The following is a 25,955-nucleotide window of genomic DNA, read 5'->3' as shown; positions in this document are numbered from 1 at the left end:
CCCCGGCAATGTATCAACGTCAGCCATGCAGGCGAATGTGGACCTTGCCCGGATTCTTCATGCCGGCGTTGTCGATCTGGACTTCGACCTCGCGGCCGGCTGTGGAGCCGTCTCCGTGGAGGGGTACCACGATCTGTATCCGTTGGTCGCCTTCCTCGATGCTGATCGTGGCCTCGTCCCCGGCGCTTTCGGTCAGTTGTCGTTCGCGGTGTCGGCGCAGTGCCGTCCAGAACTGCACGACCACGACGGACACGGCCCCGGCGGTCGCTCCGTTCACGACGCCGCCGATGAGAAGGTCGGCTGCGAGGCCCCGGTTCCCGTTCGGGGCGTCGACCGCGGTCACCGGCCCGGGCAGGAAACCGTCCAGGTCGGCCGGGTCGAGTTGGCTGTTCTCGATCTCGAACTGCAGATAGTCGTCGGACATGCCTTCGCTTTCTCGGTGGTGATGGTCGGGTTGACCCGGCGTGTCGGCTAGGCGTGCATGATCCATGGGCCGGGTCCTTCACCGGCAGGTGTGCGGGCGTTGAGTGCCCGTGCGAGTGCGGCGTAGGTTCGTTCGGTCTTGGCCACCTCGCGGAGGGCGTCGACTACGAGTGGTCCCCAGGTCCGGTCGTGGATGGGGCGTATCGACGAGAGGACGAGGCTCGCGCCAGCGTCGAGCAGGCTGACCGCCAGGGGCGGTTCGGTCATGTTCCGTTCCGTGGGCCGCTGCTGCTTGCCGCACACGGCGAGTACCACGACGAGGCTCGGGTCGACCTGCAGCGTGGCGAGTTCGGACGGCAGGATCCAGCGTTCGTGCATCAGCAGGGCGGACATGCGGCCCAGCTCAGCGATCGGGTCGCCGTGCGTGGAGATCCATAGGAGGTCGGCGAACCGTGCCCCGGCCGCTAACCGCCCCCAGGCGCAGTCGGGGCCGATATGGGCTGCGGCGCCGAGCAGGCGGGCCACTTCCCGGGCCTCGTCTGCGGCGCCGGGCAGTCCCAGTCTCGTATCGCCGCTGCGGGGGTCGCCGAAGACCTGTACCCGCTCACCAAATGTCGCGGTCGCGGCGCGGAATCCCGGCCGTCGGCGGTGCCGCCGGACCACCACGGCACGCTGCGCCAGCGTCTGTCCGGTGGGGCCGGGGATGTTCTCGATCGGCATCGCCTCCCAGGGTGCCCGGAGCCGCAGCGCGATCTGTGTGGCGTCACCGGCGGTGTCGGCCAGCGCCGCCGCGAACTGGTCGGCCGTTGCCGAGCCGGCGGATCCGGGAGTGGACTCCGCCTCTTTCCGTGAGATGTCGACCCGGGTCATCTCGACCGCCACGGTGCCTGTGCGGTGGACGGTGATTAGATGTGCGGCCTCCGCGCCCTGCACGACGTCGATGATTTGCTGACGGTCGTGGTCGAACCAGTCGGCGGCTTCGGTTCGCAGCTTGTTCGTGTGTGTGACCAGGATGTCGGCGGCCTGTGGCCGCAGGGCGTACACCCGCCGGAGCGCGTCGGCGTCGGCGGTGGAGAGCCGGGACAACTGGTTGTCGAGGAATCGGCGCACGTCCGGGATCCCGGTGGCGGCGGCCAGGTTCCGTTCCTGAGCGAAGGACGCCATGGCCATCTGCAAATGGAGCGGCAGTCGCGTCACGGCGGCAAGATGCTCCTGTTGCCGGCGCTGGAACTCCTCACCTTGGGGCCGCAACGGCTGGGCCCGCACCGCGAACGGGAGGCGTCGGCCGTGTTCGGCCAGCGTCCGCACCGCCCAGCGGCGCAGTTTCCGTTCGGCTGCCTGATCGCCGAGCTCGGCGTCCGGACGCGAGGCCGCGAAACGCAACGCGAGCATGTGATCGGTCTTCGCGACCAGTTCGCGGAGCATTGTGCCGTTGACCGTTGCGCCGTTCGGAGCGGGATCGATGATCAGTTCCCGGTGCTCCCCGCGTCGGTCGCCGACTGCTAGATCGAGTGCGAACTCCACCCGGGCCCGGGTCGGGTTGTCAGAGGAGAGAACCCAGGCGGTGAGTGCCCATTCCGGGATGCCCCTGTTGCGGGACATGTAGCCGAGGAAGCCGTCGCGAGCGAGCATTCCGTACAGCATGCCCTTGATCTGGTCGAACCCTGCTCCATCCGCGGGCGAACGGGGAGCCACGCCGAGCAGGGCCTCCAACGCCGGAGCCTGCTCAGGCAACGGGCCTACCGAGTAGAGAAGCAGATCGCCCCAGCGATCCACTTCCGCCGGGTCGCTGCGGAGCAGTTGCGCCGTGGCCCGCCATCCTGCGGCGGAGTACCTCTCTCGAAGCGACCTGGTGTCGGCCCGCTCGTCCGGCGTCAGAGCGGAACCGTCCTGGTCGCCGATCAACTGGAAAACGGTATCCCGTTGGGCCTGCACCAGCTCGGATGCCGATGCCGTAAGGCTTGCGTCATACAGTTTGCAGGCGAGGTTCACCGCTCCATCACGGAAAAGGACGTAGCCGATATTGGCCTTGATGTCGGCGTCGAACAGCGGCATCGGTACCGCGTCGCGCCCCCATCGGGCCAGGTTGCGGGCGGCGAGGTACAGACCGCACTCCGACAGGCGCTTGGCGTAGACGGTGAGACGGGCACCGAGTTCCCGGACGCTGCCGGTCAGCAGGTCCGCACACAGAGCCAGATAGGTGTGCCACAGCACCAGTTCCGCCCGGCCCCCTAGGCTGTGGGCCAGATCAGCGGCTTCGCCGTGCAGTGGGGCAAGGGTCCAGAAGTCGTACGTCGGGACGGCCTCCGTCAACCTGCCGAGAATGTCGCGGGCCTCCGCTGGATCATTCCGCGCCCGCGCTTCCTGCACCGACGTCAGAAGAACCGACAGCACCTCCCGGGAATGCCCGCCCGTTTCCGTCTCGACAGAGCCGACCCCCGACGCGGAGACCGGCTCCGGTAATCCGGCACCGATCCGCGGGTCAACGCCCTCGGCCCCCACCATCGAGCCATCGCCCCCGAGCCCGGCGAACACGGAAACGTCCTCGGAGTCGGGCCGATGCCCGGGTTTGCCGCTGTATCCGAACAACCGGAACTGCCGCACGACCAGATCAAGCCGCAGCCGGAGAAAAGCCGGATCCGGTGTGGGATTCTCGCGCAACACCCGATCCACCACCGCAGCCGCCGCCCGGTAGTGCTCGTCGCTACGGTCGAAGTCGGCCAGTTCGAGATACGTGTTGCCGGTTGCGGCATGGTATGCCGCATTCATCAGATCCGGCAACGTCGGCGCCGACTCGCTCAACGTGTGCAGCAGCGCAAGTGCCTCCCGAAGGTTCCCGACCTCACGCGCGACCGACGACGCCTGGTAAAGACCGGTGGCCCTTTCGACCGGATCGTCGATATGAACAAGTACAGCCCGATAGTCACTCACGGGTCGGGGCGCAAGGTGCCACAGCTCCAGCGGAACGACAACGGCGAGAAGCAGCGCCAGCGCCTGCCCGACCTCGCGCCTGTCGCCGTCAGGGCAGTCACTGAACGGCACGGACCCACACACAACGACAGCGGCCTTCCCGACGGAAGCCGGATCGAAATCACCACTACCCACGCCAGCCCTGATGGACAGACTCAGGTCGGGCGGTGATTCCGCCTCGCCGAGGTCGACCGCGGCGATCAGATCAGCAAGGCTTCCGTACTCCTGATTACTTCCGGCCGCCACGGCAAGAACAGCCGAACCCACACGTTCTACCCGACCGGGAGACGTCATACACCGAGACTAGATTCGACAGCCGCCAAAGACGAACACCCGATCAGGCGGAAAATCTCGGCCATGGCGTAGCCGATGACCTCGCGGTTGAACAGGTCGATGGTGGCCATGTACAGCCAGCCCGGGCCGTGCAGGAGCGTCTGGACAGCCTTATTCGCTCGCTCGGGTGCCGGCGATGCGCACAACGGACACGTACGACTCATCGCTGAGGAGCGCGGCGGTAGCTGGTTAGAACGGCGGCGTGGCGTCGAGTCCCAGCACCTTACCCAAGGTGGTTGTGTCCCGTCGGTGTGCGTCTCTAGGCTGCCACGGTCCGCTGTGGATGCGAGGCGTTGAGCGGGGGCGGTGAAGTGTCGCTGACCGACAGCATTGGTGTCGACGTGCAGTCGATGACGGCGGGCGTGGCTCGGGCGCAGCAGGAGGCAGCAGCGGCCGACCATGGTGTCGAGCAGATCGCCGCTCGGGCGGTGGCCTCCGGTTTCGTCGGTATCACGGCGGGTCTGGCCCGGGTACGGCAGTCGATCGGGCAGGCCCGGTCCCGGCTGGCAGAGGCCACGGATGTTCTGGGTGAAGCGTCCCGGGCGGTGGGCTCGGTGGGGCGGCAGCCCTCACCGCAGGAGACCACCGCCGCCCTCACACCGGTGATCGCGGCGCTGACAACAGCCGAGGGCAGCGTGACGGCAGCGGCGTCCGCGGTCGACGACGCGCGGCGGATGGCCACGACGGCGCTGCAGGGCGGGCAGCCGGGCCCGACGCTGGCGCGCCTGCAGCAGATACTGCAGATCCTGGCCGCCGTCCGCGCCCGGGGGACTACGGCCCGGCAACATGTCGACGCGGCCCTGGCACAGGCCAGACAGGTCGGTGACCTGGGAAACTAGCGATGGGCGGCGGAAGCAACGACCGACCGCCCGCCGTATCCGCAGCAGCCGACGATGCGACACGACCCCAGCACGATCCCGGTGGCGACGCGGGTGGACCGAGCGGGAAACCGACGGCGGGTGTCCCACGGCCGGTCGGCCCCGACTGGGTTCCAGCCGATCCGGCGACCCTGCCCGAACGCGTACGGCACGCCGTCGACCATTTCCAGCCTCGCCCCGCCGGCGCGACCCGGCCCACCCTCGGCTTGTTCAACGGCGAGGAGATCTACTCAGGAGGCGGCGACAGGTCCCTGGCCGCCGACCTGGACCACGATCCGCTACGCGGACCACCAGTCACCTTCTACGACCACGCAGAGTCCAAAGCCGCCGCGAGAATGCGCCGCACCCACGCCCAAGAGGCCGACCTCGCGATCGACAATACCGTCTGCGGCAGCAACGACCGGGACCAGAGCTACCCCTGGACCTGCGACAAGATGCTTCCCGCCATCCTTCCGGCGGGTAGCCGCCTACGCGTGTGGGTCACTCGCGACGGCGGAACCACATGGTGGCACCGTGTCTATACCGGCACCGGAGAAAGGATCACCCCGTGACACTGCTGCTACGCGACTACCACGGTCACGCCTACGACGCGACCAGCCCCGCCGACGCCGGACACTGGTTCGACGAACAGATTCAGACGGTCATGCCCCACGGAGGATGTGGACAGACACTCACGATCGGCACCGACGACAAGCCGGTCCTCCGCATCGACATCGACATCGACGCCGACCGCGCAGCAGTGCAGTGGCTACCCGACGGCAGCCACGCCACCGAACACGAACCCGACACACCAATCACCGTCTACGAATCACCCGACACCGGCCTGATAGACATCTCCCCCGAACTCGCCCGAGTGACCACCGCAACAGCCCGAGCAGCCCTCCTCGAATACGCCGCCACACGCCAACGACCCACCACCATCGACTGGAGCCACTGAGACCGGTCCCCTTCATGACCCGCCGCGTTGCTGGACGAATTGGCACACCGACGGCGGTGCGTAGACGAGCAGCGTGGCCACGCCCGCACGGTAGTGTGACTGCCACCATACGGCGGGGTCCCTTACGTTCGGATTTCCCTCAGGTCAGCGGGAGGGCGATCCGGGGAGGCTGCGATGGCAGACCCACATGAGCTGAGCGAGATGTGGCGCACGCTCGGACAGCAGTTGGCCACCTTCCGCAAGGCAGCCGGTCATACCCAACACGAGCTGGCACCCATGATCAGCTACGGGCGCAGCACGATCGCGAACGTGGAGGTCGGCCGCCAGCATGCGCCCAGATCCTTCTGGGATCGCTGCGATCAGGTTCTGGGTACGGATGGGCACTTGACCAGGGCCTACGATCGTCTCCAGATGCTGCGGCATGCGCTCAGTCCCTCAGATCGCATGGCCCCTCACCATCAGGTGATGCCAGGTGGGCAGTTCGACATCGAGCCCCCGCAGGAGCCAGACATGCAACGTCGAGATCTTCTCACCGCCATCGTGGCGATCGCTTCCACCGGCGCCATTCCCGCACCCACCAGCCCGGGATCGCTTCTCGGTGATATGGATGTGCAAGGGATGGCGCGACGAACCGCGCGGCTACGGCGACTCGACAACTACCTCGGCGGCACGGATACTCTGCCGCTCTACGAGGCCGAGATCCGCAGCACCATCACCGCGCTACGCACTGGCACGTTCAGCGGCTCAACCGGCAGAGCGCTGCTGTCGCTGCTGGCAGAACAAGCCCAACTCGCAGGCTGGGCAGCCTTCGACGGAGGAAACGAGCACTACGCGGCCACGCTCTTTACCAGGAGTCGGTCGATCGCGATGGAGATCGGCAACCAACTGTTGGCCGCCAACGCGCTGGCCTTGCTGGCCTACCAACGGGCGAGCCTCGGCCAGCCTGGCCTATCCGCTGCCGAAGCGTCCCGACTGCCGGCAGATGCGAGATTCCATCCTACCGTCCGGGCGCTGCTGCTTGAGCGGCTGGCATTCACCTACGCCGTCGCAGGTCTCGAACGCCAGGCAGGCCATGCTCTCGACGAGGCACGCGAGGCCCTCGACCAACCCATCGATGGTCCTGCCCCTGACTGGGCGGCATGGGTTGACCGAGACGAACTCCGGATCATGACAGGCCGGGTCTGGTCCGAACTACGAAGGCCATTGCGCGCGGTACCAGAACTGGAAGAGACCTTGAACCGGTTCGACGATATGTACGCACGGGACAAAGCTCTGTACTCCACCTGGCTCGCGAGCGCATACCTCGACGCAGGGGAAGCCGAGCAAGCTGCCCATGTACTGATGCGGTCAAAGCGGCTATGCGAAGGGATCGCCTCCCCCCGCCCCACTGCCCGCATCAATGCCCTCCGACAGCGGCTCCTGCCCTACCGGGACGTCGTTCCGATCGCAGAAGCCCTCGCGTAGACGGTCATCGCCCCTCAGCGTCACCACCGGCGCCGATGACGCCCTGTACCCACTGCAGATAAGACGGCGCACCTGCGAGCACCTCTACCGCGACAATCTCCGGATTGGACCACTCGTGGTGTTCTCTCAGGTGGCACTCCAGCCGGGGATAGACCTCGGCACTGGTCCTGAGCACGACCTGCCATTCCTGGCCGGTGCCGAACGATCCCTCGTGCCAGAACACCGACTCGACCGGCCCAACGACCTGGCCACCCGCTGCCAGCCGCTCCCGCACCGCACCCTGCGCTAACCGCCGTGCGACCTCCAGGCTGCCGGCAGCCGTGTACACATACAGCACCCCACTCATGAAGCAAACACTACGCATCAGCAGCGGGGCGTCCGATCCTCGGCGCGTTAAGCGCAACGTCCGGCCGACCTTCCGTAAGGCGCGACTGCGACGGTAGCACCAGCCACGCACGGACAGGTACGACAACCGATGCTGACCGTGTCACCGGGGGGCTTAGCTGCCAGCAGCGCCGCCGGCCGGCCTACCGCCACCCCAGCCCCAGCCCCAGCCCCAGCCCCAGCCCCAGCGACGAGCTGATGTCACGCGGCCAAGGGCACTGTCGCGACGGTCCTCCATCGGTAGGTGCGGTCCTCTCGTCGGAGCGCGATCAGCGGCACCTGCCTGATTGTCACCTGCACCGGGGGCTGTTCACGGAGTTCGGCCAGCCGGGCGCGTATGGGTTCGGTTGATGCTGGTGCGCCGCTGTAGGCGATGGTGACGTGCGGCCGGAATCCCTGCGCAGGCTCGGGGACGCTGGGCCACACCGCGCCGACGGCGCCCCGAATGGTGGCGCGGAGGTGTTCCACGCGGTCCCAGGGCCGCACGAGCAGGCCGACTCCTTCGGCGTCGGCGTCGACCGGGCCGAGGGACAGTTCCAGCGGCGGCAGATTGGAGCCGCGTTGCCGGGTCTCGGCGACGATCGCCTCGATGTCGCCGTCGCTGACCTCGTCGGTGAAACCGAGTCCTTGCATGGTGAGGTGCAGGCCGTCGAGCGGCACCAAGTCCAATCCGGGCAGCGCCAGTTGGCGTTGTAGGTCGGTGACGAGGTGGTGGAGTTGGGGCTGGCTTTCGAAGGTGAGGTGCCACGTGTAGAACTGGCGGTCGGCTCGCCAGCCGGGGCGCCAGTACCAGTGGTTGGTGAGTTGGGGCAGGTCCTGGTAGGCGGTCCAGCGTTGGTGGAGGCTGGCCAGTTCCCGGCTACTCATGGCGGTGATGGTAGAGCGGGTGGTGTCGTGGCATCGAGCTGTGTGCGGTCGGCGAGCATGTCAGCGACGTGCCGCAGCTGCGGGTGGCGGGCGAAGGGCTGGGCGCTGGCGAGGAATTGGCGGGCGCGTTGGTGGACCGATTCGAACCGCTGGTCTGCGGTGAGGGTGAGCGCTTCCGCCGCCAGCGTGGCTGCCTGTTCGGGGTCGGGGTTGTCGGTGTGCAGGTGCGCGGTGGCCAGGTCGAGGCGGCTCAGTGCGCGCGGGCCAGCCAGCGCCGCTGCGTCGAAGGCGGTGATGGCGGTGGTGAGGTGGTCGGTGACGCCTGCGGTGCGGCCGAGGGCCAGGTAGGCGGTTGCCGTGTTGGCCGCGGTCCTGACCGGGCAGTACGGGCCGAGGGCGAGGCTCGCGCTGACCGGGCCACCAGGTGGCTGGCCGGGCAGCATGGTGAACGCGCGGTCGACGGCGCGGTCGACGCCATAGTGGTCGCCGAGCCGGGCGAGCGCGCGGGCTTCCCCGTTGATGGTGAGGCGGAGGCGGTGCGGGCTGGCGCTGGCGCGGCGCAAGCCGTCCTGGGCGTAGGCGAGCGCGTCGTGGTAGTCGCCGGTGTAGAACGCGATCAAGCTTTGCGTGGCGCGGGCCCATGCCTGCACGTCGGGTTGCTCGGCGGCGTCGGCGAGGTCGAACGCTTCGGCGGCGTAAGCGTGCGCCACCCGGAACGCACGCAGATCCAGGGCGAGGGCGCTGAGGATCCCGGACAGGTGCGCGGCGGCGGTGTAGAGCCGTGCCCGTTGCGGCGGATGCTGCCGGCCCGCCATGAGCTGGTCGACATAGGCGCGCAGTGGTCGCATGCGCGCCATGAGGACCGTCGGGGTGAGGCGTTCGTTGTCCGTGATCGCCTGCCGCACCTCGTGTTCCAGGTACGCCAGGCGGGCGTCATCGTCGGTGGCCGACTTCAATGTCATCCGGCGAGCATCGATACTCTCTTCGAGTTCCCAGAGAACAAAGCCACCATCCGCGCCGGGGGCGTCGGGGCTGGTGTGGGTGGGGGCCGCCGGCCGGGACCTGGGTGTGGTCCCTTGAATCGCCGACAGGCGGCGCCGCCGGCCCAGGTCGGCGATGTGGTCATACTCGGCGGCAAGCGCGCCCCCGGTCTGCAGCACCGTGTCGCAGCGGGACCAGAACGCGCGGTCGGGGTGCTGGTGGCCGGTCTCGGTGTTCGCCACCGTGCTGCGCCCGTACTGCACCAGCCGGGAGAAGCCGTGCTGCGTGTGACCGGCGGCCTTGCGTAACTGGGCGAGCCGACGGCCGAGCGCACGCCGGGCGGTCTTGATCTCGTCGCTGTCGGCCATCGCTGCTAACCCCCGATCACCTGCGTGCGTCACCGGTCACGATGCGCGCACACCATAGCTGCGACCGGTGACGTTCCCGACCGGCCGGAACGCTGCCAGGCGTTGGCGCGGCCGACGGGCGCGTCCCGGGCTCACGCGACCCTGCGCACTGTTTCATCGGCTGTCATTGTCGGGATCGATGGCAAGCGACAGCCGGATTGCGTTGTCAAAGTTTTGTCGGAGTTGGTGTCGGCATCTGCCGACAATGTCGGGGTACGACGCTGCGGGCGTGTCGACCCGGAGGCGGCATACCGTCCCTGCATGGCCTCCGAACGCTGCGACTTCACGCCCGAATAGCCAAGGGGCCATGAGCAAGCCGACAAAGACCTCGGGTTCCTCGACCGGAACGGCACACTGACCCGCGACCTGTGCGGCGTGCTGACCCACCACGTCCTGTTCCTGTTCAACCGGCTCGCCACTCGGCCACTGATACCTGGCTGCTGGCCCCGGCCGCCGAACACATCACCTTCCACCACCCGTCCAACTCCCACCCGCTGATCAACCTGCCGAGGCGACCGACAGCAGGGTAAAAGCGGTGAACACCTCCCAAGCCACACCTGACGCCGTCGACACAGCGGCATTGCGTGAACAACTTGTCTCCACTCTCAAAAAGCGCTTCGCTCGGGACGTGCCGTTCTCGAGGTGGCCTGGCGGCAGCCGGCGTCGCAGACCGGGGCGTGTGCGATGTACGGCGGGCGCAATCGATCCACGAGCTGACCGACGTTGGCCCTCAGGTCCCTCAGCGGCCGTGAGACTGGGCGGAAGTCACGCATTGCTGCACGTCATGTCGGCCTGGCGTGCCGCGCGGTCCTCCCCGGGATGCAACGTGTTGATCAACGCATGCCTCCGAGCGTCTGATGCATGCGCATCGACGGAACCACTATCCTACGGTCGTGACCTACACTGTGGCCGCCAGTCAGTCCTTCGCCGCCTTTGATCCGCTAGAGGTAAAGGGCAAGCTAGAAAACAGCCTGGCAGCGCGGCGCGCCTTGAGGCGCGAGATCGAGAACATCCTAAGCTCGTACGTCGGATGGTACGACCCTTTCTGCGAGCTAGTCCAAAATGGGCTAGACGCCTTGGAGAAGCGGGCACGCGATGAAGAACTAGCGGGAACAAGCGGCAGCTATTCACAACAGCTGCGCGTTATTGTTGATCTGGACGAGAATCAGCTGACAGTCTCCGACAACGGATGCGGCATGACCTATGATGAGTTCCAGCGCTTCCTAGCGCCGAACTTCTCATTCAAAGAGGAAGCCACATCGCGTGGCCATAAAGGTGTCGGAGCGACATACCTTGCCTACGGGTTCAACTATCTCCGAGTGCACACCCGAGGGCTCGGAAATGAATCTTGCGGACGAATTCTAGGCGGCCGCGCATGGCTTAGAGGTCCGGGAGACAGCGATGCTCCGCTCGTTGAACCCGATCCAAATCCCGACATCGATGACAAATTCGAAGAGATGGATCGAGGGACATCTGTAACCGTTCGCTTCGACGGGCAAACGCAGCCGAGGAAACTAAGTTGGCTGTCTGCAAGAAACGCCGAAACATGGCTTACGATCCTAAGAGTGAAGACTGGGATCGGCTCTGTAGAGCCGGCGTCGGATAAGAAGGTCGAAGTGGTTTGCATCGCCGGCGGGGAAATCTCGACTTCAACCACTGACAGCATTTCTTATCTCTGGTTACATGAGGAGAAGAGCAAATCCGCTCGCATCAGGGATGTAGAGCAGAAGGCATCCGAATTCTTCGAGAAATACGGGCCTTCAAAGCCGTTGCCAAACGCCTATCGGCAGCTTGACTTCATATATGACGAGTATGGCCCAATCGACTGCAAGAGTATTCTGACCCCCGAAGTGTTTACAGAGCACCAGGAGATCATTGAAACACACGAGCCGAGCATACGGGTTGAATATGGCTACACCACCAAGCTCTGGAAGGTGTTCAACGAGAAGTTGGGCGTCCGAGGCAACATGCAGGTGCTGAGAGCAGGAATTCAGCTTGCCGCCAACGGGATGCCCCAGGGCGACGTAATTCAGGTTCCGTTAACCAGGTATACCGGTCGACAAAATCAGGTCCACCTACTCATCCATTTTCAAAACTACACCCCGGACCTTGGCAGAAAGGGCTTCGCAAAACCGCTTGTTGATTTCGCCACCGACGTCGCCGTTGCCATTGTCCAAGGGCCAATCACGCGACTTCGTTCCAGCATGAAGCGCGACTCCGGCATCGCACCCGATCTCGATCGGGAGCTCAAGCTTGACGACTGGAAGGAGGAAATGATCAGACATGAAGCAGCTTCACCACTCCTTCTTTCTTCCAATCACTTCTTCGCCCCAACGAAGCGGATTAGCATCACCTCCACCCCTACGCGTGAACAGGATGCCATCGCCCTGTTCCACGAGATCATTTCTGGCGGAGTGGTGCGCGGCCTATCCATCATGTCGACGAACGAGCGGTTCAAGTACGACAGCCTCTTCCGGATCAATTTTCAGCACGATCGCGAATTACTTGAATTCGATGAGGAGAGCAATCCGCTGGGCATCGACGCCCAGGTGCTCGATGGACTTCACGGCAAGATCACGCAGCCCAAGGTATTGGAATACAAATATTCTGTCGACGGTCTAATCAACGACCTAGACGCACAGGAAAAGAATCTCAAGGACATTGATCTGTGCGTGGCATGGAAGATGGGCGAGCAGTGGCGGGAGAGATTTGCAGTTACTTCTCTCTTACTTCCGGAGAACGTATCCCAGCGTGAATACCACGGAGTGACCCACGTTCTTCAAGATCCTGATTCTGGCGCCCGTCACTGCGACCTCATTATCCTCGAAGAGCTCGTGTCACTTCTCATGGACGCGCCAGGAACGCACGAGGTGCAAAGAGCGAACTACGAGTAAGTGGCTCTTGAGACGGGACGTTCACCGGCTCTTCGATCAGGGGACATCGCTGTGCACTCGGGCACCCTTACGATCAGCCTCCGGGAGGAACTGGCCAGATACCCGGCCTACACGCCTCTGCAGGGCCGACTGCGCGCGATCAGGCTGGATCGCGGGCAGATCGGCTGGATGGAGAAGCACTGGCGGCAGCACCGGTCCGACTCCTGAACAACCGCCGCCCGCACAGGGTGGATCGAGGTAGACGGTGCCGGTGCACAGCTCTCCTCGCCTCGGGCCGTCCGAGACGCAGACAGGCCGCGGCCACCAACACTCAGGGCCTGTACTGCGACAGGTCCAGCAGATGCTTCGGTAAGGCGTCCACGAGTGCCGGCTCACCCACTCCCGAATACATGAAAGTGAGGTGGCGCCGCGCCCGGGTGACGAGTACGTAGAGGTTCATCCCCATGCTGTCGCTGGCGACGTCGCCGGGGACGGTCTGGAGTTCCGGGACCACCACCGAGTCGAATTCGAGGCCCTTCACGCTCTGCCAGGTGATCAGCTTTATCCCGGGGCCGTTAAAGGCGGGATCGGACAGAGTTCCGGCACTGCGTCCGCTGACGTAACCCTGCAGCGGATTGATGGTGCGATAGTTCAACTGGTGGTGGTAGTAGAACAGGTCCCTGCTGCGGTGGGACACCACGCCGATGGTCTCGTTCGGGTGCTGCTTCTCGTGCAGGAGGAGGTGGTCAGCCACGTCGGCCTTGTGCGGCACCCTGATCAGGCGAGGTGCAGGACCGTCCGGCAGCAGGTCCGTGCTGCTGCCGCCGGGGCAGAAGTGGTCGGCGAGGTCGCGGACTGGACGGCTGTTGCGCACGGTGCGTGGGAGCGCCACAGGCGGCTTGGTTCCTAGAGCGGCGACGATCTCTCGGAGGGTGCTCTGACGGGGCCCGATGCGTTGGTTCTCGTCGGCGAACACGGTCACGGACGAGGACAGGGCTCCGAGGGCGAGGTAGAAGTCGGCCGGCATGTCCTGACCTTCGTCGACGACGAGGTACGGCCGTTGCTCCATGACCGGTGGATCGCTGATGATCTTCTTCAGACAGGCCATCCAGTCGATGTCGTACCGGTCGAGCTTCGGCGGGCTCCGGCGGTAGTGCTTCTGCCAGAAGGCATGGAGCCATTTGTGGTAGGTGGTCGCGATATCAGCCGCTCCGATCTGTGCCACTGCGGCGCGCGTGTAGGCGGACAGCACCTTGCTGTACATGAGCATGACGGTCGGTCTGCCCGATCGGTGCAGGGCGGCTGCCCGGTAGATCGCCGTGATGGTCTTGCCGGCCCCGGGGCTACCGGTGACGAGGTGTGACTCCTCGAACGGCAGAGCGAGAACCTCCCGTTGAGCGGGACTAAGGTCCAGCAGCGGCGGCAGTAGCAGAGTCACGTTGTGGCCGCCTGCACGGCGATGAGCTCGGCGAGGGGGTCACGCATGAAGCCGTACTCGTCGTCGATCACGAGAGTCCGGTCCAGGAGCACGTTGCCCATGGTGCAACTGGTCTCGGGGACAAGCGCGCAGGCGTGGCAGGCCGCCATCGAGAGCCCGGCAGGGCCCTGGGCTTTCGACTCCCGGCACACCGGATCGAGTGAGCACCATCGGGCGGCGGCGAGAGTGGCGGCGATGGTGGTGACGAGCCTCTCTGCCTGGCCGGATCGGGCGAGCCCACCGAGAGTGCCTTCGGCATCGCCGGCAGCGGTGTAGATCAGTACTCCGGCCATCGGTGTGTCGGCATCCGGAGGGCTTGCATAGATGCGTTCGCGCAGCGACGAGGAGGGGTAGCCGGCGTCAAACGTCAGCTGCCGCATCAGAAGGTGGGCGATGGTGTGCAGAAGGATGAGTCGCGGTGTGGGTGTGCTCTCGATCCACCTGGCGTGCATGCTGCCGGCGAACCGCTTGTGGAGTGTGGCCGCGTTCCGCACCACCGGGGTCTGCAGTTCCCACCGCCGGAGGTTGTCCTCGTCGAAGACGATGAAGATGCCCTCGCCGTACACCTCTACGGCGGGTAGAGAGGCACTGCGTGTTCCGAGGTCGGCCGGAATACGGGCATCCATGGTGTGACGGCGGAAGCCCCGCAGGACCCGGACCTCGCGTAGGCGGTCGACCAGGACGATGTCGGAGATGGCCGATCTCATCTGGTCGACGACGGGATCCAAACGGCCGTGCCCTTGGGGTCCCGGGAACGGCGTGCGCCGGGTGATAAACCTGTCGTCCGGATGGCTTCGGACCCGGGGGTTGGTCAGTGCGTGCCACTCGCGCTCCGCCAGCTCCTCGGAGGTGCCCGAGCCGGCGTCGGCGCCGGTGACGCCGAGGCGGTCGTTCAGGATGGCGATGACCTGTTGCTCCTTCACATTCTCCTGCTCGGCGATCATCCGGATCAAGTGCCCACGGATGTCGCTCTCGGGGTCCTTGTGCAGTAGGAGGAAGTACTGGTTCTGCTCGACCCGCGCGGCCGTACCGCCCCAGGTGACCCAGTCAGAGTCAGGTGGAAGGTCGATCGCGGACGCGGTATCCGGGAAGTAGACGCTCGAGGCGCCCCTCTGCAGGACCACGGGTGTCTGATCGCAGGTCACCGCCTCGGTATCGCGCTGCCAGGGCTGCCGCCCCCGGCACCCGATGTTGATGCGTCCGAGTGCGCGGGGCGACGTGAGGTCCGCGAGGTTCCTGTCGGCCCGGCACGTGCGGCATCGGACCCGGAGTGACTCCAGTCCGCCACCCACGGTCGTCAGATGATCGAACTGCAGCTCGGCGCGTCCACACTGGCGTTGCTCCCGTCCCCGGCCGCCCCCGGAGTGGGCCCACTGCGCCCAGGGGACGTCGTCGAGGTGGCCGTTGCCGCAGACCGCGACAAACCTCATGGGTACCAGTTGAGGGCTGCGGCTGCAGTGCTGGCACCGGGGCATCATTCCTGGTCTTTCCCGGCCGACACTCCAGTGTGTCATTGAGCGGCACGTGCCGCAGAACAGCCACTGCGGGAACCGGTAGTAGGGCAACCTACCGTCACGCGGCGCCGGGGGAAGGCGTAATTCCTCGACACCGAAGTGGGCCGCGATGCGTGGTGCGGCGAGCGTCACGCGCCGCCCCTTCCACCGGGTGACGTCCTCCGCAACGAAGGATTCACCCAGCATGTCCACGATGGCTCCGACGCCGAACGGCGAGAGAGCCTGCATGCGTCGCAGCCGACGGTCCGTCACTGTCCCTCCCCCCGCACCAGCACTCGGGCGTCCGTGTCGACGTTGCGCATAGAGTCGAGTGTCGGCCATCCCGGCCCGGGCTTGTCGAATTGCCTCAACAGCTGGATACGTTCACGCCCACCGTCGGTATATCTGAGCCCTCCCAGCGGATGTGCCCGGTCGACGAGGCCGGCCCAGCGTTCCTCGAGCTGTTCCACGTGTCGGGCGACGTCGGCGGCCTCGTCCGGATCCGCTGCCTCCGCGCGTGCGATGAACTCCTCCACCAGGGCCCGCCAGGCGGGATCCTCCGGGTCGAAGGCAGCGGCCGCGCGGTCGTCACGCCAGATGTGCACATGACGGGCCAGGATCACAAGTCCCGCATGCAACGCGCGGGTGCGTGCCGGCACCGAGAACGGTGTCACGGAGGTGGGTTCGACAACCCGGTAGAGGGAGGTGTGGTACGGGATGAACGACTCGTAGTGTGAGCGGTCACGGGGTTTGGACGGCGAGTACAGGGTCACCACCAGGCCGGGGTGGCGACGCCCGACCCGGCTCGTGGCCTGGATGTACTCGGCGGTCGTCTTCGGCTGGCCGACGACCAGCATGAGGCCCAGTCGCGGGACGTCGACACCGACGGAGATCATGTTCGTGCTGGGCACGAACGACACCGCACCTGGCTGCCCGCGCTCCAGGAACAGCCGCTGAAGGTGACGGGGGATGTCCGCCGGAGGAAGGTTGCTGGTCAGTTCCATGATCTCGGCGTCGTCGAGGTCACGTCGGTCGTCCTCGGCGGGAGCGATGACGCCCAGCCGCGCGGGGATGTCGTCGTGCGCCAGGGTGACCGTCTTGCCGAGTTCCCGGAGACTGTTGTGATAGGCGACAAGGGTCCAGTAGGCATCCGCGGACTGCGGTCCGAGCGGTAGTTCGATGGGAGCGTTGAGCATCGCCGCCGAGAGGTGGACCATCGCGGTCAGAGGAGTGTGTCCCTGGGGCATGACTCCGGCGTAGAGCCGGCCGGGTCGATCATGGTCCGATCGGACGAAGTACGAGTCCTCCGCGTCGAGGCCAGAGGGCGGAAACAGGGCGATGGGGCGTCCGAAGACGCCGCGGGACTGGGCATCGGCGCGACGGATGGTGGCAGTGGAGGCGACGATCTTGGGGCGGGTGCCGTGGCGGGTCATAGCCACGTCGAAGGCAGCCTCGTAGAGCCCGACGATGGTGCCGAGCGGCCCGGAGATGAGGTGGAACTCGTCCTGGATTATCAGCGCCGGACCGGGATCGGCGCCGGCGCCGATGAACACGCCCGCCCGCGGTTCGCGGGTGAACCGGGCGAACTTGTCCACGGTGGCGACGAGCAGCGTCGGCGGATCCGCGTAGAGCGCGTCATCGACGGACGAGACAGGCAGCGATCTGTGGAAGTCGCAGTCGACGTTGGGGCAGTTGATCCGGAAGCTGTTGTTGTCAGCGTGCACTCCCCACGCGTCCTCCGGGGCATCGTCGGACGGAAGGATCTGGGTGCCGCACCAGGGACAGCGTTCGACCTGGAAGCTCTTGGTCGTCGGCTCGCGGTTCCTCACCGTCTGCAGCAGGTCGGCCGCCTCGGAGAAACTGTTCGGACTGTTGTTACCGCCGACCCAGATCCCGATCGAGACCGCCCGGCTCCCCAGTTCCTCGACGCGCTTCTGGCGGATCAGCTCACAGGCACAGATCAGGGTGGCTGCCCGTTGGAACTGCTGCGCGGTCAGTAGTCGCAGTGTGTAGCGGGTGATGACGGTGGTCCCGGCGCCGGCGTCCCCGAGCGTCAGGCGCCGGTGGAAGACGGTGAAGGCGACCAGTCCGAGATACGCCTCGGTCTTGCCACCACCAGTGGGAAACCAGATCAGGTCGACGAGTTCGCGATCATCATGCTCCGTGTTGACGATGGAGGGCAGGGACAGGAGGACGAAGGCCATCTGGAACGGTCGCCAGCGGCGCTGCGGGTCGTCGTACTCGGGCGCGGCGGGGAGACGGTCATTCCAGGCGCGGCCCGCGCCGGCGAATTCAGGCCCGCTCCGGACCATCTGCATCAGCATGGCCCTGTTCGCAAGGACGAAGGCACGCCGGGCGGTGGGATCCCGCTGGAGCAGCTCCACGCCCTCCCGCATCCGGGCCCGGGCGCGATCGACGCGTTCGAGGAGCCGGTCAGCCGCCGCAACGAGGGGCTGCGTGAGCTTGTCCCGGCGCGTGTGGTTGCTCCGGGCCCAGTTGTCGTAGCTGTCCACGAAGTTGTACAGCCTGCTGATGATTCGTTCCGTGTCCCGCTCGAGCCCGGTGAGGAGATTCAGGCTCAGTACCTCCTGGTCACCCGGCAGTTCGAACGCGACATCGGGGACGACGTGGCTGGGCACGAAGGTCGTCTGCACCGACGTGGCGAGGTCACCTTCCGCCTGCCAACTGGCGGCGGCGCCGTGACCCAGGGCGAACACAGGAACCTTGCGGTAGAGGAGAGCGAGTTCCTCTTCCTCAGGGTCCGAATGGAGTCGCAGCGTCGACGGATACGGGGTTATGGCGCCCTCGACCGGGCTGCACCGTAGCGTCACCTGCAACAGGCAGTCAGCGGGGTCGAGTTTACCCTGCTCCGACAGCTTCCGTTCATTGACGAGCGAGACCGTGACCAGTACGCCGTCGCCGAACTCCCGCCAGACGACCACAACGGAGGCGTCCCGGTCGAACAGGTGATGCTCGGTTCGCCGTCCCATTGACGGCGGCTCGACGTACAGGGCGGCGCTGCCGGTGGCAGCCAATGGCTGACGTCGCCACTTCTGCCGGTCCTCGCGGAGGTAGCGGGCGGCTGTCACCTCGATCCGGAGGGTCGACCTCTTGGAGATGACGAAGCTCAGTCCTACCGAGCTCGGCATCAGTTGCCCGGCCAGCGCCACGGGATCCTCGTCACTCTCGGCCTCGTCGTTCGATCCGACAGCTGGATTGTCGTCCGCGATGTCGTCATCGTGCGTATCGAGAGGTACTTCACCGGGAAAGAGAATGCCGGCCAGGTAACGGCGGTCGGGTCGCTCGGCGAGAACCTCGTCCTCGCCGTACCAGGGACCGACAAGCTGCCTGCGGAGGTAGTCCAGGACCGAAGCCCGGTCCTCGGAGCCACTCTGGGCGGGCGTCGTTGTCACCGGTCGTCCTCCTGCCGTTGCTCCTGCCCACCGGCAGCCATCCAGAGTCCCACTCTCGCGCGCGTCATTCCTACGTAGAGGTTGCGGATCCGGCCGGGATCGACCGGGCCGATGTCGGCCAGGAGAATGAACCGGCTTTCCAGTCCCTTGAAGTCCTCGACCCTGGCGAAGGCGATCCGTCCACGCGCAGGTTTCCGCAGCGTGTGCAGATCCAGCACGTCGATGCGGTGCCGCCAGCGGGCCGGCAGGTCAGCGAACAGGGAATCCGCCAGGGTCAGCGGTGACAACAGGATGATGTCCGTGTTCGGGATCCCGTTGTCGTGGAGCCGGTCGAGCTCGGCGGCGGCTGCCGCGGCCCGACGGGAGCGGTCCGGCTCCTCGACCACCACCACCGCGGGCCCTTCCCCGGCCGATGAGACACCGGTGTCCGCTCCGGTCATCTGCTGGGTCGACGTGACGATCTGCCGGGTGTTGCGGCAGTTGTCCTGCAGCCGTACCTGCGTGGGCCGTAGGGATCTGAGATATTCCAGTGCCTCGTCGTCGCAGGAGCCGACGAGGCCACGCTGGTTGTTGCTGTCGAGCAGCATGTACCAACTGCCATCGGCGAGGCCGCCAGCAAGCCTGCTGTCCAGGTACGACAGGTCGGCGAAGTTGATCAGGTCCTGTGCCTCGTCGACGACAACGGTATCGAAGGTCCCTTCACTGCCGGCCGCGAGGTTGGCGAAGGGCACGACATGGACGTCCTGCATTCCGGGTTGGTGCCGCACGAACCCGGCGACCACCTGGCTGCGGCAGGTGAACAGGGTCCGTTTGCCGCTCGCGGCCGATCTACGGGACACCTCGGCTGCGAGCATCGTCTTACCCGTGCCCGCGCCACCCTCGACCAGTAGCCGCGGGTTGTCTCCCACGTAGTCGAGCGTGCGGTACTGGCTCGCGGTCAGGGCGACGAGGTCGGCCTCCGCGTCGGTGACGATCTGGCGCAGCGTGGGAACGGCGTCGAAGTCCGGCCGCAGGGCCTGCAGTACCTCCCGCAGGAGAGGTTCCTCGAGCACGGCCCGACGTCCTCCGGGCTTGGCCCGCCAGTAGTCCGCCATTCGGCCCAGGCTGCGTTGCAAGCCATCGGTGCGGTCGAGCTGCCGACGGTCGATCAGGGTCTCCTCGTCCCACTCGACCGAGGTCTGCTCAGGCAGCCGGCAGTCCGGGCAGACGACGGCGAAACCGATGGGGATGTCACGCATCGTCTCGCGGCCGAGGCGGTCCTCGAGACGGCGCTGCAGGGTGAACATGGCGCCTGTCGCCTGCGCGAAAGGGCTCTCCCTCCGCCGTCGCTCCGTGCCGGTGCGGTCACGGTAGGTCCAGACACCGTTGGCGCAGCCGACGTAGCCGCCCTTGACCTCGATCACGTACACACCGCGTCGTCCCGCCACCACGAAGTCGATCTCGCTGACGCGCTTCCAACCGTGTTCGGGGAGATTGAGGCTATGCAGAGCGAAGCTCCATCCAGCATCCACGAGTTTGAGACGTCTGTAGATCTCGGCCTCGGCGGCACTCTTCATCGACGGGGAGATCGGCTCAGGAACCATCCGCACCCGCAGGATTGTGCACGATGACGGGGTCTCCCGCCGAGCCTCTCTGTTGTCGCCGAGGGCCACAATGGCCGATGTGACGTCTTCAGCCGATCAGGAGGTTGTCGACACGTGTGTGCAACTGCTAATGGCGCACGTACGGGACGGATCGGTCGGAGACTGGGAGGTCGACAGCGTTCTCGAGCTGGTCGGCGACCCCCGGGCGGCGGTACGGCAGCAGGTCGCCGAAAGGATGGTCGGGCTCGGTGTGGTCGTCGTTCCTCCGGACGGCGATGGACGTGGGGGCCGTGGGCCGGCGCGGGTGGTCGACCCGAACCATAGGGAACGCTGCATCGCCGACGCCCGGAGGCTGCTGCGCAGGGACAGGGCCACGTCGCGGCCCTGGGACCGAATCCTGACTGCGTCCGAGGAAGTCGGCCTGGCGCTCCTGCTGCGCGGGGAACAGTACCGGCCGCACGAAGAGGTTCCGCACGGCTACCGCGCAGGTCTCGACGTCTCGGACGAGCGGGCGCGGGCCTTCGACGCGATGGTGCTGCACAACCGGCGGCTCGTTGTTTCGGTCGCCGGCAGCTATCTGGGACACGGGTTGGAGAGTGAGGATCTGGACCAGCACGGCGTTGTCGGCCTGATGCGGGCGGTCGAGAGGTTCGATCCCACCCGCGGTCTCAAGTTCTCCACCTTCGCGGTCTGGTGGATCCGCCAGGCCGTGACGAGAGCGATCGCCAATGAGAGCCGGTTGATCCGTCTTCCGGTCCACAAATCGGATCAGGTACGTCGGGTGGTGGCGGGCCGGAACCGGCTGTTGGCCCGGTCGGGTACTGCGACCGTGTCGGAAATCTGTCACGAGCTCGGCTTGGAGCCGGGGACAGTACTCGAATGTCTCAGATTGCATGCCGGCGTAGTGTCGCTAGATCTGCTCATCGGGGACGGCAACGCGCCGCTGGCCGAGTTCGTAACCCCGGGCCAGGACACCCTGAGACCTGATGTGCTCACGCAACGTCAGGGGACGCTGACGCTTCTCCGCGCGTCACTGAGAGATCTGCCTGAACGCTCGGCGGCGATCCTGATCTGGCGGGCCGGCATCGGCACCGGTGTACCCCTGACTCTCGATGAGATCGGACGACGGCTGGGAGTCACCCGCGAGCGTGTCCGTCAATTGGAGAAGAAGGCACTGCCGCAACTACGCGAACGGATGAGAGCACGTCTGGACGGCGAAGCGCCAGGGAACGACGTCCTATTGCAATGATTGTCCAGATTTGCACGGACGCCGAGGCAGGACACGCCCACGACACCGGCTCGTCGTTCACGCACCGCCCCGTCCGACGAGCCGTCGGAGCTCGGACGGGTCACCACCGCCTGCCGCAAGCCATCCTTCTCGCCCTGCATACCAGGACAGAGCCGACGAACCTTCGCGATCGAGGTGGAGCGGAGCAAAAGGGCGGCCACCTTATCCTGAAGGCCCTCCGGGCCTGGGAACCGCCACCCCCCGGCGACGCGGGTTGGGGTAACTTGTCGGCAATGATGCGACGCCCCACCGCTCTCAACGCCGTCGTGTCGGCGCAGATGAGCCGGATGCCGCGGTCGCGAACGAAGCCTGAGATGTCGGTGCGACGTGAACTGCACCGGCGAGGGCTACGGTTCAGGGTGAACCATCCGGGCCTGCCCGGCCGGCCGGACATCGCTTTCACGCGGGCCCGGTTGGCAGTGTTCGTCGACGGCTGTTTCTGGCACCTGTGCCCTGAGCATGCGGTGCTGCCGAAGAACAACGCCACGTGGTGGCGGGAGAAACTGCAACGTAACGTGCAGCGTGACCGTGAGAAGGACGAGGCATTGGCAGCACTTGGCTGGCAGGTGCTGCACGTCTGGGAGCACGAGGATCCCGTGGCTGTGGCGGATATCGTCGAACAACTGTGGCGGGCACGGCGCCGATCCGGAACCACAGCGTGGCCGGTCAAGTGACGCAGGGTGGGTGTGGCATCCTGGTCCTCACGGACGACGTGAGCGGAGGTGCCAATGCCGGTTAGAGCGTGGTACGACGTGGCGCCCTCAGCCGCACGGCTGACCGGATCACTGCGGGACATCGGATACGAGTTCCCGGCAGCGGTGGCAGACATCGTCGACAACAGCGTTGCGGCGGGGGCCACCCGCATCGACGTCACCGTCGAGTTCGACGGGGAGGACTCCCGTGTCGTGATCGCCGACGACGGTCACGGCATGTCAGCTGGCCAGCTGACAGAGGCTCTCCGGTTCGGCACAAGACGTTCGTACCGTCGCGGCGAGCTGGGTCGGTACGGCCTCGGCCTCAAGACCGCGTCACTGTCCCAATGCCGGACGCTCACCGTGATCAGTCGCAGCAGCCGATCGGTTGCGCGGACGAGCGCGCGGCAGTTGGACCTCGACCTCGTGGAGGAGTGGGACCAGTGGGTCATTGTGGATCCATCCCCGCAGGATCCGGTGGTCCGCAGCGCACGGCAGTGGCTGGCCGAAGGTACCGGCACCGTGGTTGTCTGGCAGGCGCTCGATCGCGTACTGCCCGAGAAGCGCCCGTCGGGGGGCTGGGCCCGACGACGTCTGGAGTCCCTGGCGGCGCGGACGTCGGACCACCTCAGCATGGTTTTCCACCGATTTCTGGAGGGATCCGACGGACTCACGCCACTGGTGATCTCGGTAAATGGGCAGAAACTGCGCCCGTGGAACCCGTTTGCTCTGCAGGAGCCGCACACCTCTGAGCTGCCACGGCAGCAGTTCGAGATCGAAATGGCAGGCACAACGGGACTGGTTCAACTCAGACGGTTCGTTCTACCGCCTCGTGACTGCTTCACGTCAGCTGCAGAATTCGAACGGCACTCGGGCCCCTTGAACTGGAACCGGCAGCAGGGTCTGTACGTGTACCGGGCCAACCGACTGGTGCAGTGGGGCGGATGGGGTGGGATCCGCGGTATTGACGAGCACACCAAACTGGCCCGGGCAGCGCTGGATTTCGACAACGACCTCGATAGCGCATTCAACATCAACGTCGCCAAGATGCGCGTCAGTCTGCCGGCCCAGTTACGCCAGATCCTGGAAGCCCCGGTCAACGAACTCTGTGTCCTCGCCAACGACGCCTACCGCAGGACCTCACGGGGTTCGGCACGACCGTTCCCGACGGACGTGGATGCATCACCTGAGGTGCGTGCAGCCACCCAGGCGGCCGCCACCGCCGGCCTCGCTCTACGGATGGCCGCTATGCAGGCAGACCAGTGGGTGGCATGGCAACGCATCGAGGAGACCCTGCGTGCCCAGTCGCCGGAGATGGCGCAGCTCCTCGGACTGGACGGCTGACCCGGACCGACGCGGTCAGAACAGCTGAGGCCGGTCGATACGTGCCCCGACGCACTTCTTGACGAGCGGACATTCCTGGCACAACGGCTCCACCGGCCGGCACAGTGTGTTCGCGAGTTCGATCAGGCCCAAGTGGGCACCGCGAGCATCGCTGTCGATACCGATCATGCGGGCGACCTCCAACCGGCCGTCCGTGAGGCGGTTACGCCGGTCGACGGGATGACCGCTGAAGCGGGCGGCCACTCGCAACACACCCTTGGTTACGAGTACAGGCTCCTCCGATTCGTCCTCGGTGCCCGTCGGAACGACCAGAACGGCCAGGTCGGCGATGGACTCGTTGAGACCAGGGACCCGCCGTAAGGCGTCGTCGTCCCGCAGTACCCGAGGAGCATCAGCGAGTCGCTGGGCGAGCTCCACGACCGTCCCGGCCCGGTTCGCCCGGGAGATGAATCCACCGGTACGGCGTAGGTTCTCCTCCGCGGCCACCGTGTCCTGTGGCTGGCGCCATGTCCGTAGCAGGGTCCACACCTGGCGCATCACGTCCGGGTGGGCGCGGTCGAGCAGTATCTCCGCCTGGATGACCTGCCACCGTGTCTCCGCGCGCAGCCATGGAATGCCGCTGACCTGGCCGGAGGCGAACCAAGCTGCAAGCGTCGAGGCGACCTCCCGCGTCGAGACGTGTGCCGGTCGGGGGAGGTCGAGCGCGCCGCGCACGGCTCGGGACAGGTGTTCACCGAGCAGCGGGGGTACAGCGTTGCCGATCTGTTTGAACGCGGCCGACGGCGGGCCGGCGAAGCGGAACCAGTCGGGGAAGGTCTGCAGACGGGCCGCCTCACGAACGGTGATCGTGCGGTTCTGCCGCGGGTGGATGTACCAGTAGCCGTCCTTGGCGATGTGCGCCGTGATGGTCCGTGACAGGTCGTTCTCGTCCAGGCGTTTGTACTTGTCGTCGAAGATGTCGTCGCGGTACCGCTTGACTTCGTCCGGTAGATCGGAATACCGGGTCGTCGGATCCATCATCTCGAACGCACGCAGATCGTCGTCGCGTACCGGACGGGTGATGTGGTCGAAGACCCGGTGCGCATCCGGTTCAGGTACGCCCTCCCGCATGCGCTTCTGGAAGCCCGTCACGGGGACGTCGTACGGGGTCCAACCCTCGGCACCCCCTTCCGGGCGCCAGCCGCCCTCGACCTCCGGCAGGTCCCCGATCGCGTTCCACACGGTGACCCGCTCCGGCTGCTCCCCGGGCCAGTCGAAGGCGAGACCGTCCCGTAGGCCGACCAGGATGAGCCGTTGGCGGAACTGCGGGACGCCGTACCGGAAGGTGTCGACTGCCTTCTCCTCCACCGCGTAGCCGAGGGATTCGAGCTCGTGCACCATCGTCCGGAGGATGAACATCTCTTTGTCGAGAGCCATGTCCGTCACGTTCTCCATCAGCACTGCCGGCGGCCGGGCAAGCCGGATGACCTCGAGGAACGATCGCCAGAGGTCCCGCCGTTCGTCATAGGGATCGCGCAGACCGTGGCGCACCTTGTGGCGGATCATCGACCGGCCGGCCTTGGAGAACGGCTGACAGGGAGGCCCGCCGGCCAGCAACTCGACGCCTGCCTGCCGGACGAGTTCGGCGACCTCCCGGATGCGCGCGGGGTCACCCAGGTCCCAGTCCACGCTCAGACCACCGTGGTGGTGGCGGTGGGTCTCGACCGCCTCCGGGTAGTGGTCCACCGCGAGGACGACCCGGTAGCCGGCGTTCTGCATGCCGAGACTCAGACCGCCCGCCCCGCTAAACAGGTCGGCCGCCAACCGGTGCCCTCCCCTACGGGACGCCTCTGCGTACCGCAGCAGTTGATCGCCGTCGGTGACGGCGTCCGGATGGGGTGCCAGCTGCACGAAGGGCCCACGTACCAGTCTGACCTTGTACTTGCCGCGACGGGCGGTGGGATCGGGTGCGTTGGGCTCGGCGGCGCGGTCGGTCACGTGCACGAACGTTACCGGTGACGGCGCCCGCAGCCCAGCATGCCCCGGCGCCGGAATGCGGCCCTTTCCCTGGGTTGGACAGCGCGGAACCGACGACCGGTGGGGGATCAGATCGCTTCGGCGCGATCTTGCTGGCCGGCCGGACGACCGGACGGACCCGGGGGAGGGTGA

The 25,955-nt window shown here is 66.2% G+C and carries 18 protein-coding genes; 8 read left to right on the top strand and 10 right to left on the bottom strand.

The window, feature by feature from the left end; translation table 11 throughout:
* Positions 1 to 19 precede the first annotated feature (19 nt).
* The gene (locus Vse01_RS18035) at positions 20 to 490 is read right to left on the bottom strand and encodes a DUF2062 domain-containing protein (protein ID WP_139233204.1); all 471 of its coding nucleotides are present in this window, start codon (positions 488 to 490) and stop codon (positions 20 to 22) included.
* On the bottom strand, positions 472 to 3,687 hold the full coding sequence (locus Vse01_RS18030; protein ID WP_093407984.1) for a CHAT domain-containing protein: 3,216 nt from the start codon (positions 3,685 to 3,687) through the stop codon (positions 472 to 474). Before Vse01_RS18030 ends, Vse01_RS18035 begins: the two co-directional genes overlap by 19 nt.
* A gap of 350 nt (positions 3,688 to 4,037) precedes the next feature.
* Here Vse01_RS18030 and Vse01_RS18025 point away from each other — a divergent pair, with 350 nt between their 5' ends.
* From Vse01_RS18025 to Vse01_RS18010, 4 genes are all read left to right on the top strand, one after another.
* Positions 4,038 to 4,565, top strand: a complete 528-nt coding sequence (locus Vse01_RS18025) for a DUF6244 family protein (RefSeq protein ID WP_093407986.1) — start codon at positions 4,038 to 4,040, stop codon at positions 4,563 to 4,565.
* A 245-nt stretch (positions 4,566 to 4,810) separates the two neighbouring features.
* Positions 4,811 to 5,155 (top strand): DddA-like double-stranded DNA deaminase toxin, encoded by a 345-nt coding sequence (locus tag Vse01_RS18020; RefSeq protein ID WP_170863532.1) that lies wholly within the window; start codon positions 4,811 to 4,813, stop codon positions 5,153 to 5,155.
* Complete coding sequence (locus Vse01_RS18015) at positions 5,152 to 5,541, top strand: Imm1 family immunity protein (RefSeq protein ID WP_170863533.1); 390 nt, start codon at positions 5,152 to 5,154, stop codon at positions 5,539 to 5,541. The genes Vse01_RS18020 and Vse01_RS18015 overlap by 4 nt, the downstream gene beginning before the upstream one ends.
* A 174-nt stretch (positions 5,542 to 5,715) precedes the next feature.
* Entirely contained in the window at positions 5,716 to 7,005 is a 1,290-nt protein-coding gene (locus Vse01_RS18010; protein ID WP_093407994.1) for a helix-turn-helix domain-containing protein, read from the top strand.
* A gap of 4 nt (positions 7,006 to 7,009) precedes the next feature.
* Here the strand turns inward: Vse01_RS18010 and cutA are convergent, their stop codons facing one another.
* The 3 genes from cutA to Vse01_RS17995 form a co-directional block, all read right to left on the bottom strand.
* On the bottom strand, positions 7,010 to 7,351 hold the full coding sequence (cutA, locus tag Vse01_RS18005) for a divalent-cation tolerance protein CutA (protein ID WP_093407996.1): 342 nt from the start codon (positions 7,349 to 7,351) through the stop codon (positions 7,010 to 7,012).
* A 239-nt stretch (positions 7,352 to 7,590) separates the two neighbouring features.
* Positions 7,591 to 8,256, bottom strand: a complete 666-nt coding sequence (locus Vse01_RS18000; RefSeq protein ID WP_093407998.1) for a 2'-5' RNA ligase family protein — start codon at positions 8,254 to 8,256, stop codon at positions 7,591 to 7,593.
* The gene (locus Vse01_RS17995) at positions 8,253 to 9,605 is read right to left on the bottom strand and encodes a helix-turn-helix domain-containing protein (protein ID WP_093408001.1); all 1,353 of its coding nucleotides are present in this window, start codon (positions 9,603 to 9,605) and stop codon (positions 8,253 to 8,255) included. Before Vse01_RS17995 ends, Vse01_RS18000 begins: the two co-directional genes overlap by 4 nt.
* Positions 9,606 to 10,537: 932 nt before the next feature.
* On the opposite strand from Vse01_RS17995, the gene Vse01_RS17990 reads away from it, so the two are divergent.
* Complete coding sequence (locus tag Vse01_RS17990; protein WP_170863534.1) at positions 10,538 to 12,538, top strand: ATP-binding protein; 2,001 nt, start codon at positions 10,538 to 10,540, stop codon at positions 12,536 to 12,538.
* 310 nt (positions 12,539 to 12,848) lie between these two features.
* On the opposite strand, the gene Vse01_RS17985 is transcribed toward Vse01_RS17990, so the two are convergent.
* Genes Vse01_RS17985 through Vse01_RS17970 form a run of 4 tightly spaced genes read right to left on the bottom strand, consistent with a single transcriptional unit; the run spans position 12,849 to position 20,456 of the window.
* The gene (locus Vse01_RS17985; protein ID WP_093408006.1) at positions 12,849 to 13,955 is read right to left on the bottom strand and encodes an AAA family ATPase; all 1,107 of its coding nucleotides are present in this window, start codon (positions 13,953 to 13,955) and stop codon (positions 12,849 to 12,851) included.
* Entirely contained in the window at positions 13,952 to 15,736 is a 1,785-nt protein-coding gene (gene drmB / locus Vse01_RS17980) for an MrfA Zn-binding domain-containing protein (RefSeq protein ID WP_275415506.1), read from the bottom strand. Before drmB ends, Vse01_RS17985 begins: the two co-directional genes overlap by 4 nt.
* 20 nt (positions 15,737 to 15,756) lie before the next feature.
* On the bottom strand, positions 15,757 to 18,900 hold the full coding sequence (locus Vse01_RS17975; RefSeq protein WP_093408011.1) for a helicase-related protein: 3,144 nt from the start codon (positions 18,898 to 18,900) through the stop codon (positions 15,757 to 15,759).
* The gene (locus Vse01_RS17970; RefSeq protein WP_170863535.1) at positions 18,897 to 20,456 is read right to left on the bottom strand and encodes a nuclease-related domain-containing DEAD/DEAH box helicase; all 1,560 of its coding nucleotides are present in this window, start codon (positions 20,454 to 20,456) and stop codon (positions 18,897 to 18,899) included. Before Vse01_RS17970 ends, Vse01_RS17975 begins: the two co-directional genes overlap by 4 nt.
* A gap of 97 nt (positions 20,457 to 20,553) precedes the next feature.
* Here Vse01_RS17970 and Vse01_RS17965 point away from each other — a divergent pair, with 97 nt between their 5' ends.
* The 3 genes from Vse01_RS17965 to Vse01_RS17955 all read left to right on the top strand — a co-directional run bounded on the left by Vse01_RS17965 (position 20,554) and on the right by Vse01_RS17955 (position 23,807).
* The gene (locus Vse01_RS17965) at positions 20,554 to 21,732 is read left to right on the top strand and encodes a sigma-70 family RNA polymerase sigma factor (RefSeq protein WP_093408016.1); all 1,179 of its coding nucleotides are present in this window, start codon (positions 20,554 to 20,556) and stop codon (positions 21,730 to 21,732) included.
* Positions 21,733 to 22,004: 272 nt separating this feature from the next.
* Entirely contained in the window at positions 22,005 to 22,445 is a 441-nt protein-coding gene (locus Vse01_RS17960) for a very short patch repair endonuclease (protein WP_093408018.1), read from the top strand.
* A gap of 78 nt (positions 22,446 to 22,523) precedes the next feature.
* Positions 22,524 to 23,807, top strand: a complete 1,284-nt coding sequence (locus tag Vse01_RS17955) for an ATP-binding protein (RefSeq protein ID WP_232511357.1) — start codon at positions 22,524 to 22,526, stop codon at positions 23,805 to 23,807.
* A 15-nt stretch (positions 23,808 to 23,822) separates the two neighbouring features.
* Here Vse01_RS17955 and Vse01_RS17950 read toward each other — a convergent pair whose 3' ends face one another.
* The gene (locus Vse01_RS17950; protein WP_093408139.1) at positions 23,823 to 25,784 is read right to left on the bottom strand and encodes a DNA cytosine methyltransferase; all 1,962 of its coding nucleotides are present in this window, start codon (positions 25,782 to 25,784) and stop codon (positions 23,823 to 23,825) included.
* Between the last annotated feature and the right edge of the window lie 171 nt (positions 25,785 to 25,955).

It is taken from the genome of Micromonospora sediminimaris (assembly GCF_016863575.1).
Classification (GTDB): Bacteria; Actinomycetota; Actinomycetes; order Mycobacteriales; family Micromonosporaceae; genus Micromonospora; species Micromonospora sediminimaris.
Note: the sequence above shows the minus strand (reverse complement) of the source record. Positions and strands in the feature narration are given on the sequence as shown.